This window comes from Salinimonas chungwhensis DSM 16280 (assembly GCF_000378185.1).
GTDB lineage: Bacteria > Pseudomonadota > Gammaproteobacteria > Enterobacterales > Alteromonadaceae > Alteromonas > Alteromonas chungwhensis.
In genome coordinates this window covers 62329-78806 of sequence record NZ_KB899386.1, presented here as the reverse complement: position 1 = coordinate 78806, position 16478 = coordinate 62329, and the positions used below count along the sequence as shown (strand labels likewise).

16 protein-coding genes are annotated in these 16478 nt (G+C 47.6%); 7 read left to right on the top strand and 9 right to left on the bottom strand.

Annotation, left to right across the window (positions count from 1 at the left end; translation table 11 throughout):
- Window positions 1-58: 58 nt before the first annotated feature.
- The 5 genes from miaA to F458_RS0114685 are packed head-to-tail and all read right to left on the bottom strand — an operon-like array spanning window position 59 to window position 6185.
- Complete coding sequence (miaA, locus tag F458_RS0114705) at window positions 59-994, bottom strand: tRNA (adenosine(37)-N6)-dimethylallyltransferase MiaA (protein WP_018984195.1); 936 nt, start codon at window positions 992-994, stop codon at window positions 59-61.
- Window positions 987-2765, bottom strand: a complete 1779-nt coding sequence (gene mutL / locus F458_RS0114700) for a DNA mismatch repair endonuclease MutL (protein WP_018984194.1) — start codon at window positions 2763-2765, stop codon at window positions 987-989. The genes miaA and mutL overlap by 8 nt, the downstream gene beginning before the upstream one ends.
- 28 nt (window positions 2766-2793) lie before the next feature.
- Complete coding sequence (locus F458_RS0114695) at window positions 2794-4125, bottom strand: N-acetylmuramoyl-L-alanine amidase (RefSeq protein ID WP_018984193.1); 1332 nt, start codon at window positions 4123-4125, stop codon at window positions 2794-2796.
- A 57-nt stretch (window positions 4126-4182) separates the two neighbouring features.
- Window positions 4183-4662, bottom strand: a complete 480-nt coding sequence (gene tsaE / locus F458_RS0114690) for a tRNA (adenosine(37)-N6)-threonylcarbamoyltransferase complex ATPase subunit type 1 TsaE (RefSeq protein WP_018984192.1) — start codon at window positions 4660-4662, stop codon at window positions 4183-4185.
- 23 nt (window positions 4663-4685) lie between these two features.
- A complete protein-coding gene (locus F458_RS0114685; protein ID WP_018984191.1) occupies window positions 4686-6185 on the bottom strand; it encodes a bifunctional ADP-dependent NAD(P)H-hydrate dehydratase/NAD(P)H-hydrate epimerase in 1500 nt (499 codons plus the stop codon).
- Window positions 6186-6191: 6 nt separating this feature from the next.
- On the opposite strand from F458_RS0114685, the gene queG reads away from it, so the two are divergent.
- Window positions 6192-7334: a tRNA epoxyqueuosine(34) reductase QueG gene (gene queG, locus F458_RS0114680; protein ID WP_026294699.1), complete on the top strand. Its 1143-nt coding sequence runs from the start codon at window positions 6192-6194 to the stop codon at window positions 7332-7334.
- A 102-nt stretch (window positions 7335-7436) separates the two neighbouring features.
- Here the strand turns inward: queG and F458_RS0114675 are convergent, their stop codons facing one another.
- From F458_RS0114675 to nudC, 3 genes are all read right to left on the bottom strand, one after another.
- The gene (locus tag F458_RS0114675; RefSeq protein ID WP_018984189.1) at window positions 7437-7643 is read right to left on the bottom strand and encodes a hypothetical protein; all 207 of its coding nucleotides are present in this window, start codon (window positions 7641-7643) and stop codon (window positions 7437-7439) included.
- A gap of 10 nt (window positions 7644-7653) precedes the next feature.
- Window positions 7654-8748 (bottom strand): uroporphyrinogen decarboxylase, encoded by a 1095-nt coding sequence (gene hemE, locus F458_RS0114670; RefSeq protein WP_018984188.1) that lies wholly within the window; start codon window positions 8746-8748, stop codon window positions 7654-7656.
- A 109-nt stretch (window positions 8749-8857) separates the two neighbouring features.
- Window positions 8858-9685 (bottom strand): NAD(+) diphosphatase, encoded by an 828-nt coding sequence (nudC, locus tag F458_RS0114665; protein WP_018984187.1) that lies wholly within the window; start codon window positions 9683-9685, stop codon window positions 8858-8860.
- A 164-nt stretch (window positions 9686-9849) separates the two neighbouring features.
- Here nudC and F458_RS0114660 point away from each other — a divergent pair, with 164 nt between their 5' ends.
- The 5 genes from F458_RS0114660 to F458_RS0114640 all read left to right on the top strand — a co-directional run bounded on the left by F458_RS0114660 (window position 9850) and on the right by F458_RS0114640 (window position 12977).
- The gene (locus tag F458_RS0114660; RefSeq protein ID WP_018984186.1) at window positions 9850-10338 is read left to right on the top strand and encodes an Rsd/AlgQ family anti-sigma factor; all 489 of its coding nucleotides are present in this window, start codon (window positions 9850-9852) and stop codon (window positions 10336-10338) included.
- 36 nt (window positions 10339-10374) lie between these two features.
- Window positions 10375-10839 carry a transcriptional repressor gene (locus F458_RS0114655; protein ID WP_018984185.1) on the top strand — a complete coding sequence of 155 codons (465 nt, stop codon included), beginning with the start codon at window positions 10375-10377 and terminating at the stop codon, window positions 10837-10839.
- Between the two features lies 1 nt (window position 10840).
- Window positions 10841-11305, top strand: a complete 465-nt coding sequence (locus tag F458_RS0114650) for a chemotaxis protein CheX (RefSeq protein WP_018984184.1) — start codon at window positions 10841-10843, stop codon at window positions 11303-11305.
- Window positions 11295-11729, top strand: a complete 435-nt coding sequence (locus tag F458_RS0114645) for a secondary thiamine-phosphate synthase enzyme YjbQ (protein ID WP_018984183.1) — start codon at window positions 11295-11297, stop codon at window positions 11727-11729. The genes F458_RS0114650 and F458_RS0114645 overlap by 11 nt, the downstream gene beginning before the upstream one ends.
- A gap of 111 nt (window positions 11730-11840) precedes the next feature.
- Window positions 11841-12977 (top strand): OmpA family protein, encoded by a 1137-nt coding sequence (locus F458_RS0114640; RefSeq protein WP_018984182.1) that lies wholly within the window; start codon window positions 11841-11843, stop codon window positions 12975-12977.
- Between the two features lie 50 nt (window positions 12978-13027).
- Here the strand turns inward: F458_RS0114640 and dnaB are convergent, their stop codons facing one another.
- Window positions 13028-14416 (bottom strand): replicative DNA helicase, encoded by a 1389-nt coding sequence (dnaB, locus tag F458_RS0114635; protein ID WP_018984181.1) that lies wholly within the window; start codon window positions 14414-14416, stop codon window positions 13028-13030.
- 217 nt (window positions 14417-14633) lie between these two features.
- Between dnaB and F458_RS20220 the strand changes: the two genes are divergently transcribed.
- Window positions 14634-16475, top strand: a complete 1842-nt coding sequence (locus F458_RS20220) for a GGDEF domain-containing protein (RefSeq protein WP_018984180.1) — start codon at window positions 14634-14636, stop codon at window positions 16473-16475.
- Window positions 16476-16478 lie beyond the last annotated feature (3 nt).

Below are 16478 nucleotides of genomic sequence, written 5' to 3'. Positions count from 1 at the left end.
ATTTAGGTGACGAGCACTCGTGACATCATTATACGTAATGTATAACACACTCATGCACCTACGGTGCGACTTTCGCTAAAATCTTAGCCGTATTATTGTCAGCAAAAGTATCTAACCACTTCAGCTGTTCCCAACCCCTAAGCCAGGTGAGCTGCCTTTTCGCTAACTGACGGGTGGCAATAATACCTTTCTCCCGCATCTGTGGGTAATTAAGCGCACCTTCAAGATACTGCCAAACTTGTCGGTATCCCACTGAACGTATAGAGGGCAAATCATCATGCAGATCACCCCGTGCGCGCAAATTTTCCACTTCGTTAACCAGGCCAGCCTCCAGCATCAAGTCAAATCGTTGTGCAATGCGCTCATGCAGTACTGCTCTTTCTGTTGGCGCAATTGCAAATTGCGTTATAGCATAAGGACACTTCTCATTCTTCTGGCCTTGCCAGTCTGTAAGAGTGCGCCCGGAACTGCGATACACTTCTAACGCTCGGGTTAGTCTTTGCGGATCATTAGGATGAATTCTCAGTGCACTTACCGGATCCACTTCCTTTAGACAATCGTGTAAATATTGCCAGCCATGAACCTTTGCCTCCTGAGATATGACCTCCCTGATCGCTTCATCAGACTTAGGTAAGGGCGAAATTCCGTTTATCAAGGCATTGAAATACATCATTGTTCCACCTACCAGCAGTGGTACGTTGCCCCGATTATGAATCTCACCAATTAAACGTACAGCATCGTTATAAAACTCTGCCACCGAATAACTTTGTACCGGATCAAGTATATCGATTAACCAGTGTTGCGCAATACCCTGCTCACGGGAATCCGGCTTGGCAGTTCCGATGTCCATGCCTCGATAAACCAGCGCAGAGTCAACGCTGATAATTTCGCAATTTATCTGGCTGGCAATATCCAGAGCCAGCCCCGTCTTGCCAGACGCGGTGGGCCCCATAATCGCAACCACCGGTAATGCACCTGCCGTGCCATCACTCATTTTGATGCTCCCACATTGCTATCAGCTCTGCGACGTCGAGGGATTGTCCTAGCTCGTCGACAAAACGGCTTTGCACAGATAGGGGCATTTCACCAAACCACTGCCAGAGCGACTGGTACAGCTCATCCGGCCAGGTTAAAGGCACTTCTGCCAGTTTTTTAGCCAGCGAATCAACTGTCATTGCGTTCATTGCCACCAAATGTGGAAATAGTCTTACCCAGGGTAGATGTCGGCTTCCGGCAGGCACCTGTTGCAATCGCAGTTTTCCGGCCACTCGGTTTATAACAAAACCAGTTTCGTTAAGCAGAGCAACTGTACTGTCGTAGATAATATCAGGGTCGACCGCCACTGGCATCAACAGCGGTTGTGATATACGACCATTGTCTAACACACCCAGCCACCACTGCGGCAATAACATGCTGGCAGATAATAATGTCACTTTGTCTTCTTGCTGATAAATACGGTGAGTTTGAGACAACGTTAAGTAAGGTGTAGTCGTTAATGCTTCACCTTGCCTGTCACTTTTTGGCGTCATTAGGTGGGTAAAGTTTGCCCCGTACTCTCCGGTGGCTCTACTCGACGGGTTAAAGCCAACGCTCCGCCCGCCCGCTGCGCTTTTACCGTTGGTCAGTGCTGACTGTCCGCCCGAACTGCCATATGTCAGAGATGCTGGTACAGACGATTTCTCTGCAACATCTATAGGCGTTCTGGTCAGCGGCTGGATGTAGTCATGGGTAACAGAGTTATCTCCAGAAAGGTCACCCTCGTGACGCTGTTCAGGATCCTCAAGAGCATCACAGACCGCTTTACAAATAAAGTCGTGAACCAGGCGGCTTTGCTGAAAACGTACCTCATGTTTGGCCGGGTGAACATTCACATCAACCTCTTTAGGATCCACTGTCAGGTAGAAGACAAATGCTGGCTGCTCCACAGCACCATAACTTATTTCGTAGGCCTGACGAATAGCGTGCAAGATGAGTTTATCACGCATTCCGCGATTGTTGACAAAGCTATACTGGCAGTCGCTGCTACTTCTTAGCATGGTGTGATTACCCAGCCATGCCTGAATCTGCATACCCTGATGCGACAAGGTCAGGGTGATAGCATTGTCCACAAACTTTTGCCCGACCACCTGGGCCAGACGCTGTGCATGATGCTCGGGTTTGACTGCGCTGAAACGCCGTATTGTCTTGCTATTGTGCTTTAGTGTAAAACTAACCTGCGGATGGCTCAGAGCGATGCGCTTCACCACATCTTCGATATGTTGAAACTCTGTTTTTTCAGTACGTAAAAATTTTCGCCTTGCAGGTGTATTATAAAACAAGTCCGCTACATCGATAGTGGTGCCGTCGGGGTGAGCCGCCGGATTAATGGTTACCTCCATTTCTCTGCCCTCGCAACTTGCCTGCCATGCTTCGCGCTGCTCAGCAGGTTTTGAGGTAAGAGATAAACGACTCACAGAGCTAATACTCGCCAGTGCTTCACCACGAAAGCCCAACGACAAAATCTGTTCTAAGTCGTCCAGCGTCGCTATCTTGCTGGTTGCATGGCGGCTTAATGCCAGTTGCAGTTCATCTTTTGCGATGCCTCTGCCATTATCCCGCAGTTTTATTCGTTTATGACCGCCGCGCTCTATATCCAGTTCAACACGGCTTGCGCCGGCATCCAGACTGTTTTCAATGAGCTCTTTAACCACTGAGGCAGGCCGCTCTACCACTTCTCCGGCGGCGATCTGATTGGCCAAACGTGGTGGCAGTAATTGAATGGGCAAAATGTAAGTTCCGGACTATTTGAGTAAATCAGGTGCTGGGAATTGTCAGAACCTGACCAATTCGAACCACATCGTTGTTTAGATCGTTAGCTTCTTTGATACTACTGACTTTAACATTGTAACGCTGGGCCAGAAGTGAGAGCGACTCACCGCTGCGCACTTTATGCTGACGGTTACGCTCTTTATAAGAGGCCCATAGCGTACCATCCGGTGGAGCCTGTTTGAAGTATCGCTTAGTGGCATTAAACATAGAGCGCGCAAGACGCTCACGGTACTCTTCCCACAGCAGGTTCTTTTCTTCCTGAGGGTTAGAAATAAAGCCTACTTCCACTAAAATGGATGGAATGTCCGGTGCGGTTAGGACCGCAAAACTGGCCGCCTGCGGCGCCCGTTTATGTAGCCGGGTAACTTGCTTCATTTCCCCAATGACTTTCTCACTTAAATCGTAGCTGGCAGACATGGAATGATCCATGGATAAGCCAATGATGGTTTCGGCCAGATAGCGTTCGCTGGCGTTATCAGAAATCACTTCAGCCGCGCCACCGAGAAGCTCTGAATGCCGCTCAGTTTTTTCCAGCCAGCGTCCTAGTTCAGAGTCGGCCCGGCGCATTGACAGCACCCATACCGATCCTCCCCGCGGTTCCGGCTGACTAAATGCATCCGCATGGATGGAAATAAGCAAATCAGCTTTTTTCTCACGGGCGATTTCGGGGCGTTTAGTCGGATATATATAATAGTCACCGCTGCGTACCAATACCGAACGCATGCCCGGCTCAGCATCGAACATCGCGCCTAATTTTTTGGCGATACTTAATGTGATGTGTTTTTCGTAAGTGCCAGATGGCCCGATAGACCCCGGGTCGTTACCGCCATGTCCGGCGTCAATAGCCACAATAATATCCCGGTCACGGGTATTGTTTGCACTGTCAATCAGAACGCTGGAAGTTGCCGCTGTCCCAGAGACGTTAGATTTGCCCGGTAAATCAACCACTAATCTGTGACCATAATCTCCAGACGGAGCAATAGCAAAAAGCTCGGGATCTGACGGATGATTTAAGTCGATAACGATTCGGGCAGACTCGGCATTTTTGGGGGTGGAATAGCGCAAACGGCGGACCAAAGCACCAGTATCCTGTACCGAAAGATCAGCAGTATCAGCGGTATCGGCAAGGTCAATAACCAGCCTGTTAGGGTTTTTAAGCGTGAAATAGGTAAACTGCGGCGGCGCAGATAAGTCCAGAACTATCCGCGTTTTATCCGACCCGGGAGCAATTCGCAGCCCACTTATCTGGTTTTGCGCAGCGTCGAGTGGCATGACGACTAGCCATGTAAACAATACAAAAATGGTTAAGCGCAACATACCTTGCCTTTATGATACTGATTTAATTATTGTCGGCGCAGTGTTAATTCAAATGCCTTACGTCACAAGATGTTCAAGTAACCTCTCACCGGTTTGACCTGACGTGGATAGCGCAAAACAGCGTGAATCTCCTGTTAGTTTAATACTAATCGTTAAGTCTGCTGATGCCAATAGCGGACCACCTCGTTGAGGCCATTCCACCAGACATATATTCCCTTTTCCAAAATAGTCTCTAATCCCCATGAATTCCAGTTCTTCAGGATCTGCTAGCCGATAGAGGTCGAAATGATAAATATTGACCTTATTTAGCGCATAAGGTTCAACCAGGGTATATGTCGGGCTTTTCACTGCGCCATTGTGACCCAGTGCCTGAATAAAATAGCGGCTAAATGTTGTTTTACCCGCACCCAGATCGCCCTCAAGGTGAATGATCAAACCGTTATCAATGAGCCTTTCGGCATTCTCAGCCAGGCTTTTCGCAAGTACCCTGGTCTGCTGTTCGTTTACTACATTAAATTCAGTACTTGAAAATGTCATGTCTTTTACTGCCTGTTACAAGACTACTGATTGATAAGCGTCCTGACTGCATTAAACAGATCTCCTGCCAGCATTCCCCTTTGACCTTCATGCTCAGCCAGGTCATCGCCGGCTTTGGCATGCAGAGTAACGCCATACCGACTGGCTAGCTGAGTATCTAACCCTTGCGCCAGCAACGCACCCAAAATACCGCTTAATACATCTCCGCTGCCGGCTGTAGCCATAGCCGGATTACCGTGGCGACACACCGCCACAGCATTTTCATTATCGATGATGGTACCCGCCCCCTTTAATATGCACGTAGCATGATAGCGCTCGGCACATTGCTTGGCATAATTAAAGCGTTCTGATTCCACATCATCTACAGAAACACCTAAAAGTCTGGCGGCTTCACCAGCATGGGGTGTCAGTATACAGGAAGAAATGGTAAATGCAGTGGCCTGGCGACTGAGCAAATTTAATGCGTCGGCATCAATCACCATAGGTTTTTGCTGGGCCTGACAATGTTTCATGGCGGTGCCAAACGCCCGTTGCGCCCAATCATCCTGCCCCAGCCCGGGACCAATCACGACGCAGGTTGCCCATTCCAGTGCCTGTTCAAGATTTTCGCTGGTCACCATCAACTCAGGCCGGCCTGCACTTACCTGAACCATCGAATTTTCATGCACGAATGCGCGTACCATACCTGCACCAGCGCGCAGGGCGGCTTCACTGGACAAGCGAATTGCTCCTGCTGTTCCCTTATTTCCGCCAATACACAATAACCGTCCGTAAGTGCCTTTGTGGCTATGGGTTTTTCGTGGGCCTAATCCTTTAAACTGATTTATATCCAGCCAGCTCGCGAATGGCTTTGCCAGTGATGAAAATGCTTTGGATATACCCAAATCCTCAAATACAAGCTGTCCACTGGATTGCTTTCCCGCGCCGGTGGTCAGGCCGGGTTTAATGCCTACCAGCGTAACGGTAACATCCGCCTGTATGCAGCGACCTAATGACTGACCACTATTTGCATCAAGCCCGGAAGGAACATCGATGCTTACTACCGGCACATCAGCATCGTTTACCTTATCGATAATATCGGCAAATTCATTACGGATATAAGTATTAATGCCGGTGCCCAGCAGTGCATCGACGACCAGCCCGGCACTGGCCAGCTTTTCTTCATCAAAAGCCTCGATTGCCCCCCCTGCGTCCAGCCAGTTCTGTTGTGCTCTGCCAGCATCACCGTCAAGTCTGCGATCTGGCTCTACAGCACAGACAATAACCCGCTTACCGGCCTGACGAGCATTGCAAGCCGCTATGTAACCATCACCGGCATTATTTCCCTGTCCTACCAGAACCATATAAACATCCGTATTAGGCAGCAGGTGCTGGCACTGCCTGAAAACCGCTTCGCCGGCTCGCTCCATCAGCGTAAACATCTCGCAGCCACTCTGGCTGGCAGCCTGCTGTTCATTCGCGCGCACCTCTTCGGCACGATACAGTTTATATGATAAACTTGAAGTCAGTTGGGTATCTAGCATATGGGCATGTCCGCAATTCATTCATTAGATTTAAATCGACTCTCAGACGATATCAAGGCCTGGGGCCGCGCGCTAGGCTTTCAGCAAGTTGGTATCAGCGATGTTGATCTTACGCAACATGAAGCTTATCTGCAGCAATGGTTAGATAACGGCTATCATGGCGAAATGGATTACATGGCGGCACACGGCATGAAACGGGCCCGCCCCGACGAACTGGTGCCGGGCACATTACGCGTTATCAGTGTCAGGATGGACTACCTGCCCCCGGATGCATCATTTGCACAGCACCTTAAAGATAACAAAATTGGCTACATCAGCCGCTATGCCCTGGGCCGAGACTATCATAAGCTGCTGCGTAAAAAGCTAAAGCAGCTGGGCGAAAAAATTACTGAGAGACTGGCTGGTACCCAGTATCGTCCATTTGTAGATTCAGCCCCGGTTCTTGAACATGCACTGGCAGAAAAAGCCGGGCTTGGCTGGACTGGCAAGCACAGCCTGACCCTAAACCGAAACGCCGGTTCCTGGTTTTTTCTCGGCGAACTCTTTATCAATGCGCCACTTCCTGTCGACAGTCCCGTCGAAGAGGGGTGCGGCACGTGCACTGCCTGCATAACGATGTGTCCCACGGGCGCTATTGTCGCACCATACCAGGTAGATGCCCGTAAATGCATTTCTTATCTTACCATCGAACATGACGGGCCCATCCCTGAAAATTTGCGCCCGCTTATGGGAAACCGGATATATGGTTGTGACGACTGTCAGCTGGTTTGCCCGTGGAACCGATATGCAGATATCACCGAACAGGAAGATTTCCATCCTCGGGATATCTTGCACGGGCAAAGTTTACTGACGCTCTTTGCCTGGGATGAGAAAACATTTCTCAAAAATACAGAAGGCTCTCCGATACGACGTATCGGTCACATTAAGTGGCAACGAAATATAGCAGTAGCAATGGGCAACGCTGACTATGATTCCGAGATAGTCTGCGCCCTACAGGCTGAATTACCTGATGCCAGTGAGTTGGTTAAAACTCACATTGAGTGGGCGCTGGAAAGACAGCAGGAAAAATCGTTGCAGGAAGGGCCAAAAAATCGTCAACTGGCGAGGCTCACGCGTGTGGTAGAAAAAGGTTTACCCCGTGATGCGTAGCGCTATCCCACCGGATAAAATTGTTTTTCTTTGATTATTGTGTGCGCAAACAAAGCTTAACAAGCTACCGCGGGTGCTGCCAGACTCGGGCCTGCACGATGTTCACCGAACTGACTCATCGGTTACCGCAAGATGAATATCAGTCAGAGACATAACAGCTGAAGCAGCATTATTTTGCTGTTCTTTAATATTGCCGAACAGGCGCTGTTTATTCTGTTCACTGGCACTCAGCTTATTCTGGTAGTAGCCAAATTGGTAGGCGGCCACGGCGATGAATAACACCAGTAGCCCATATCCCCACTTTTTCATTATGCTTTTTTTATTTTTCACAATGGTATTGTTTACTCAGGCGATGAACCGCATCAACAAACACCCCGGCATTTTCCGGTGGCACATCCAGATGAATGCCATGCCCCAGGTTAAATACATGACCAGGCCCTTGTCCGTACTTTTCCAAAATAGTCGCGACTTCTTGTTCAATTCGTTCAGGGCTGGCATATAGCATGGAGGGATCCATATTGCCTTGTAATGCCACCTTATCTCCAATTCGCGCTCGGGCTTCGTCTATATTGATAGTCCAGTCCAGACCTACCGCATCGCAACCAGTAGCCGCGATAGATTCAAGCCACATGCCGCCATTTTTGGTAAATAAGGTCACCGGAACTTTCCGTCCGTCATTTTCCTTTGTCAGCCCGTCTACAATTTTGGCCATATACTGCAAAGAGAAAAGATTGTAGTCTCGGGGAGACAACACCCCACCCCAGGTATCGAACACCATCACAGATTGCGCCCCTGCAGCAATCTGCGCATTCAGATAAGCGATAACAGCATCAGCCAGCTTATCCAGCAACAGATGCAACGCTTCTGGCTCTGCAAAGGCCATCTTTTTAATTTTGGTAAACGCTTTACTGGAGCCGCCTTCAATCATGTAGGTGGCGAGTGTCCAGGGGCTACCGGAAAAGCCAATGAGCGGTACTTGTCCGTTAAGTTCACGACGAATAGTACGCACGGCATTCATCACATACTGCAGTTCGCCTTCAGGATCCGGAACTCCCAGCTTTTGAATTTCACGCATGCTGGTCAGAGGACGGCTAAATTTGGGACCTTCTCCAGCCTCAAAATATAAGCCTAGTCCCATAGCATCCGGGATAGTTAAAATATCCGAAAATAAAATGGCGGCGTCCAGGTCAAAACGTCGCAGCGGTTGCATGGTCACCTCACAAGCTAATTCTGCGTTTCGGCACAACGACATGAAATCGCCGGCCTGCGCCCGGGTCGCTTTATATTCTGGCAAATAGCGACCGGCCTGACGCATCATCCATACCGGGGTCACATCCACAGACTGCCGTTGCAACGCCCGCAAATAGCGATCATTGGCCAGTGGACTAGGTGATGTGTCAGTAGAATTAGACATAACTTCCTCAAAAAAAGCAGCGTGAAAATTTAACGGCGCGAGTATATCAATTTTATTCCCGGAGGTGGGGGAATTTATAAAGTAATTATGCAGAACATAGCAAGTCTGCTTACTTTTTTAATCGAGCCACTATGTCTCTGATCAGACGCCCGGCTATTGATAGAGTGGGCGGAATTTTGGGCAAATCATGTATGTTGAACCAATGGGCATCAACGATTTCCCGTTTATCTATATTTATTTCTCCGCTGTCATATTCAGCAAAGTAACCAACCATCAGGGAGTGAGGAAATGGCCAGGGCTGACTCTCGTAATACTCTTCATTTTTTATTTTTATCCCGACTTCCTCATACACTTCCCGATGCAGCGCCTGCTCAAGCGTTTCACCACTTTCTACAAAACCGGCCAGTGTTGAATACATCTGCGGATCTCTGTGCCCGACCCCGCGTGCCAGGAGTATCTCCTCCCCACGATAGATAGCCACTATTATGCTCGGGGACACCCTTGGATATGTACGATGTTGGCACTGTCGGCACTGCACTGCCATTTCCCAACCAATCTTTTCCGTACGTGCACCGCACTGCCCGCAAAACTGATGGGTACGCAAAAAATGGATATACTGCCAGGCCCGGGAGTATTCTTTGAACTCTATAGCCGTTGCGCCAGTCAGAATGTGTCTTAATGACGTCCATTGCCAGCCAGGCGCATTTAATCGCTCTGACCCTATATCCAGAATATTTAACGCCGGCGGCGGGCTCGCAGTTTGTTCTAAAGGTGGCAGCGCCTGAACCTGGTCAGCATAATGATGAAGAAAATGTAATGATGCCCATGAACTATCAGGTAATGCGCCCTTTTCATCCACAAGCACCTGGTCGCGGCAAAAGACCAGCCAGGGCCCGCGATAATTTAACAGAGCCTCGCGAGTTAACTTATTCATCATACTCAATCGCCTTTTGCTGTAAGCGGGAGAACGGATAATAAAGCTATCGTAGCGTAAATGACAAGAATCCCGGCATTTACCGGTACATTTGTACTGCATAAAGGCAGTGTTATACTCACTAATTCAAATTGTGGTTTCCCACCAACAACATGCGTGAGGCTCTAATGCTAAGTCATCAGGAAAAACTGCAGCGGGAATGGGGCGGACGGGCTTCAACAATTGATCAATGGCTGAAAGACAGACAGGCATTACTCATCACCTTTTGTGCGCTGGCACGTCCGGAAAAAAAGAGCGCCACAGAGCTCACTGAATCTGCTATGGTGAACTTTTGTAATCAGCTAATGGATTACCTGTCCGCCGGACATTTTGAAATTTACGATATGCTGACAAGTGATGATAAAGCTGGCCTGAGACTTAGACAGCAGGTTTACCCGGAACTTGCTGTAACCACTGACCAGGCGTTAGCATTTAATGACAAATATTCTGAATTTGATGCGTCTTGTTATGCTGATGATCTTACCAGCGCTCTGGATAAACTTGGTGAAATGCTGGAAACTCGCTTTGCGTTAGAAGATAAGCTAATTCGTCATATGCTGGAAAAACATGGTGCACCACAGATTGAAAAAGCACAGCAGAGCCAGGCTGAGAGCTAGCTGCTTGTGCCATGACAAGAGTACTAACTATAATTTATGAACAACTCTACACTGTTAAACAAAGCCAGAGCCTTTTGCGAACAGCGCGGTGCGCGCTTTACGCCTTTACGGGAAAAAGTCTATGAAATCCTGTTAGGCAAGCACGGCCCCATGGGTGCATATGAGCTTCTTGACGCACTGAAAGAAACAGAATCCAGCGCAAAACCTGCAACCGTTTATCGGGCGCTGGATTTTTTGCTAGAGTTTGGGTTTATTCATCGTCTGGAATCCACCAACGCCTTTGTCGCCTGTCATCATTTTGGCTGCAACCATCCGGTCCAGTTTCTGATTTGCGACAGTTGTGGCGATGTAGCAGAAATTCAGTCAAAAGGATTGCAGTCCACGTTGGATAAACAAGCTCAGGAGCATGGGTTTTCTGTGACAACCCAGACGATTGAGGCGCATGGTTTATGTGCTGATTGTCAGAAAGCAGAAGCGTCTGCATCCCAGGAGGCGTTTTGATATGAATGCGGAATTTGTAAATCCTTTTATCACCGGCCTGCTCAACGTCCTGGAAACTATGGCGCAGACAACACTGAAGCCCGGCAAACCTAAACGAAAACAGTCTGAGATCGCCAAAGGTGATGTATCTGGCCTTATTGGTATGGTTGGGCCGCAGGTCAAGGGCTCACTGTCCATCTCTTTTGACGAAAACCTGGCATTGACCATTATGGAGCGTATGGTAGGCGAGCGTCCCGAAACCCTCGATAGCGAAGTGGGCGACATGGTGGGCGAAGTCACCAATATGATTTGTGGCAATGCGAAACGTGATCTGTCTGAACGTGGCTATGAATTCGGGATGGCAACACCAGTTGTTGTTACTGGAAAGCAACATACCATCAGCCATCAGGTAGACGGGCCTAAACTCATTATGCCCTTTCACAGCGATGAAGGGATGGCACATTTGGAAATTTGTTTTGACAAATAGTTATTGGCATAGCGAAACTATCACGCTAAAGCCGCGTTCTCGCGGCTTTCATCTCATTACCGATGAAATACATTCGGCATTACCTCAGGTCGCGGAGTTGCAAGTTGGGCTGTTACATCTATGGTTACAGCATACCAGCGCCGCGCTCACCATCAATGAAAATGCAGATCCTTCAGTAAGAACTGATCTGGAAGCCTGGTTTAATCATACTGTAGAAGAAGACACGCCTTACTTTACGCACACGTTTGAAGGTAGTGACGACATGCCTGCACATATTAAATCGAGTCTGTTGGGTTGCGAAGTGACTATCCCGGTCGCGGACGGCAGGCTTCAGCTAGGTACTTGGCAGGGTATCATCCTTGCTGAACATCGCAATCAGGGTGGATCGCGCCGGATTGTAGCGACTTTGCAAGGCAAAGCGTAACAGTAAGTAAAGGATTGTTTGTTACCATACCGGGTCTTCCTTGCCTGTTCTGGCACATTATGTGCAGTGCTGTTGGAATAGAAAAATACTCAACTTGTACAGGATGTGATTATGAAAAAAACATTTAGTTTAGCCGCCGTTGCGCTAGCAGTAATGTCAGCACCAGTCGCTGCTCAGGAATCTGCTAAACCATTTGACAGCTGGATTGGTTTGAACGGCATGTATTATAATGCTGAATCGGAAAAGCCAGCCAATGATTTTATGGATGATGGTGTAGGATTTGGTGGCGAATACGGGTGGCGGTTCGATGAGAACTGGGCAATTCGTGCAGAGCTGAATGCCTTAGATATTGATTACCTGCAAGTGCTTGGTCGCGATAGCAGTGTATCTGGAATATCCTATGGTGTGGATGCGGTTTATTTCGCCCCCAATGACTGGTGGTACCTGTTCGGTGGTTATAAGCGTCAGGATTTTGATCAAGAACATGATTTGGTTGATGTGGGTATTGGTAAGCATTGGGATTTAACCGATGATGTTAAGCTGACCACTGAAATCGCTGCTTACTATGATTGGGATGATGAATACACCGATTACAGTGCCAAAATAGGCGTGATGTTTCCATTAGGTGGCTCTCCTGCTAGTTCACAGCCAAGTCCTGCTCCTGCTACTCCGGTTAATAATGATTCCGATAACGACGGTGTCATGAATAATATGGATGATTGTCCGAATACACCATCTGGTGTTCAGGTGGACAACCGTGGATGCGAAGTCGTAGGTGACAGCGATAGCGATGGCGTTAGTGACAACAACGATATGTGTCCTGATACACCCATGAGTGACAAGGTCGATAATGACGGCTGTACTGTTTTTGAAGAAGAAGAAGTAACCCATACATTGCGGGTACTGTTCGCTTCAGAGAGCGCTGAAATCCGTGATCCACGGTCGCAGGATATTCAGGACTTTGTTGACTTCTTTAAGCGTTATGGAAAAACTGATGCTCTGATCGAAGGGCACGCATCAGAGCCTGGTCCGGCTGATTACAACATGGATCTTTCTGAACGCCGCGCAGAAGCGTTCAAAGATATGTTGGTTGAGGAATACGGTATTGATGCGTCACGTCTTGAAACTGAAGCATTTGGCGAAACACAATTACTGGATGAGTCAAATACTGCTGAAGCGCATCGCGTAAATCGTCGTATCCACATTCGGGTAACGGCAACGGTTGAAAAGCCTGAAGAACGTGAGTAATTTGTTCACAACACTATGAAAAAAGGTGCCTTTATGGCACCTTTTTTTTGCTAATAGTTATCACCCATGGGAGGACCGGCATAATTATCAAACCGGGAAAACTGACCTTGAAATGTCAGTCGACTGGTACCGATAGGACCGTTACGCTGCTTGCCGATGATAATCTCAGCAATCCCCTTCTCTTCACTATTCTCGTGATAGACCTCATCGCGATAAATAAACATAATTAAATCTGCATCCTGCTCGATTGAACCCGATTCTCGCAAGTCTGAGTTTACCGGCCGTTTGTCTGCGCGCTGCTCCAGACTACGATTAAGCTGTGATAGCGCTACTACAGGAACTTCCAGTTCTTTTGCCAAGGCCTTGAGTGAGCGGGAAATCTCGGCAATCTCCAGTGTTCGATTTTCGCTAAGGGAAGGAACCCTCATCAATTGCAGATAATCAATCATTATTAGTGACAAACCGCCATGCTCACGCGCCACCTTTCGAGCTCGACTGCGAACGTCCATAGGCGTCAGTCCCGACGAATCATCCACAAACAGACGATCTTTATCTTTTAGCATGGCCATTGTATTGGATATCCTTGCCCAGTCTTCGTCATCCAGTTGTGCCGTCCGAATCTTGGTTTGATCGACGCGACTAAGGGAGGCAAGCATCCGCATCATTATCTGCTCAGAAGGCATTTCCAGACTAAAAACCAATACCGGTTTTTCCTCTGCCATCATTGCATTTTCACATAAGTTCATCGCAAACGTGGTTTTGCCCATGGAAGGACGGGCTGCCACAATAATTAGGTCTGAAGGCTGTAGGCCACTGGTTTTTTTATCTAGGTCAGTAAATCCTGTAGTGACACCTGTGACTTCTTTATTTGTCTTAATCAGCGCTTCAAGGCGATCTATGGTTTTACCTAATACTGCGTCAACACCTTGCGGTCCTTCTGACTCTCCGGTTCGTTTCTCGGCAATCTCAAATACTTTGCTTTCGGCATAATCAAGTATATCGGCACTTTCACGGCCTTCCGGGTTATAACCAATTTCAGCAATATCATGTGCCACACCAATTAGCTCACGAGTGATAGCACGCTCACTGATGATTTTGGCGTAAGTAACCACGTTAGCTGAGCTCGGCGTATTTTTGGCAAGCTCACCCAGATAAGCAAATCCGCCCGCATCTTCAAGCTCGTCATGTTGCTCAAGTTCTTCTGAGACAGTGATAAGATCGACCGGTTCATTTCTGCCCAGCAGACGCAAAATAGCGCGAAAAATGATTTGGTGAGAGCGGTTATAAAAATCGGTTTCCCCAACCACCTCTGCCACTTTATCCCAGCTATCACGATCGATAAGCATACTGCCCAGTACAGACTGCTCCGCCTCGATACTGTGAGGCGGAATTTTAAGTTTTTCTATGTTCCGATCTTTTCCGGAGGAGACGACTTTCACTGACTATAAACCGCTTGAACATGGATAGAGATATTATGCGCTATTTTAGGCTGATAATAAATTTAAGTCGGTATCTCTATTTCATGTTAGCGCGATACTATTGAAATTAACCCAAATTTAAATGCAGAAAACCTTTCGTCAGGTCAGACAACCACGTATATTTCCCGACCGTTTCGATTTCCTGTGTATCCGTAAAATTTAGCCAATGAAATTGTGTATGAGTCGCCTGATTATCCTTATTGTTTTTTTGTTTAACACCTCCGTCTTATCAGCCTCTACGGTTCAGGACTATGCTGCGCAGCGTAAGCAGATACTTGAAAGCGCACCTGAAGAAAGGCGCGAGATCATCAAGCAACATAATTTCGATACCAATACCGTGCTAGGCAAATATTTTTACTTATCTACATTTTTGTATCTGGAGAACGACCCGACATTTTACGCATTGTCTGACGAAGAACTCGATACATTACGCCGTGATTATCCCGAGTATTATTATGAGCGCGAGGTGTTAATGGCATGGTTATCTGATGAGCCTCCTCAAAAAAAGTTTAAGCGCTTCAGAGCGGTGCAGGATGTCGCCAGAGAAAAAAGCTGGCCCCGGATTGAGGGATGGGCTACTTCGTTACTTGTCTTATCTTTGCAGGCTTCTGAATTACATTTCAATGCGATTCTTGAAATGAACAACTATACGCCTAGGGCCGCTCACGTAGAAACTATAGGCATGACCTACAGCTATTCACTCATGGCTATTTTTTATCAAATGTATGTCTCTCTATTCTCCCTTAACGATTATGAAGGTGCTTTAAAATTTTGTCTCAAGTATAAAAATTATTTACCTAACGATATCAGCGTTCAGATAGATGGTCTTAGCTGCGAGGTGGCTGTACTTATCAAATTAGAGCGGTTGGATGAGGCTTTTGTTAGACTAAAAGAAATGAGCCCTCTGGTGGAACAAACCGGCTTAGTAGAGTCGAGAATTTGGCTGCTACGCGACTCGGCCATCTATTACCGGGCTAAGGGCCGGCCTGACCTGACATTTATGTATGCTAAAGATGCACTGGACTTATATCACCAGACCGGTAAGTCGCTGGACCCTACTATATACGGACTTTATTCTTTACTTACGTTGAGTCAGATTGAACTAAAAAATGTCGAACTCGCAGAGTTTTATTTAAATAAAATGCTCCAGGCCCCCACCACCACGCTAACCTCGGGACCTCTGATTGATGCAGATATTTTTATTGCTAGTGCTCGGATATCTGAACTTAAAGGGGAGCAAAAAAAGGCGATGGACCAATATGAAAAAGCCATTAAGGCTTTGTCTCCTCAACCCGGCTCCAGCTTCAGCTTTCGCGAACTCAAGGAAGTAAATGACTCGATTAACGCCAGAGAACTTGAAATCGTAGAAAAAAAACTGGCCCTGCAAAGCCAGCAAGCTGAGCGAATTACACTGCTGGCCATTTTCAGTACATTCTGTGCGCTGATAGCCGGCTTATTTCTGTGGCGGCTCATTCGCCATAAGCGTGAACTGGAGAGCTTTTCCCGGTTGGATAACCTCACCAGAGTTTATAATCGCTGGTACGCCATCGATTTACTGAAAAAGCGACTAAACGCCATAAAACGGCAGGATGATAGGGTTTGTGTAGCACTTATTGATATCGACCACTTCAAGCGCTTCAATGACACATTTGGCCATCAAACCGGTGACGCGATCCTTACGCATTTCGCCAGACTTTGTAAATACCAGTTTCGCGATAACGATATTTTCGGCCGCTATGGCGGAGAAGAGTTTATTTTGATGCTCGATAAAATTTCGCTGGAAAACGCCAAGACAAAACTTCATGCTCTGAAACAATTGCTTGAGCGACAGGCGTTAAGTGAGTTTGGCGCTGATGGTACACTCCAGTTTTCTGCCGGTGTGATAGAGGTAAACAATAAAACGGATGTGGTTCAGGTGCTCTCGGCATGTGATAAATTACTTTACAGTGCCAAACATAATGGTCGTAATCAAAGCATCGGCGCAGTGTTTAATCCACAGAGTGATTCTCAGCCGGTTTAAGTC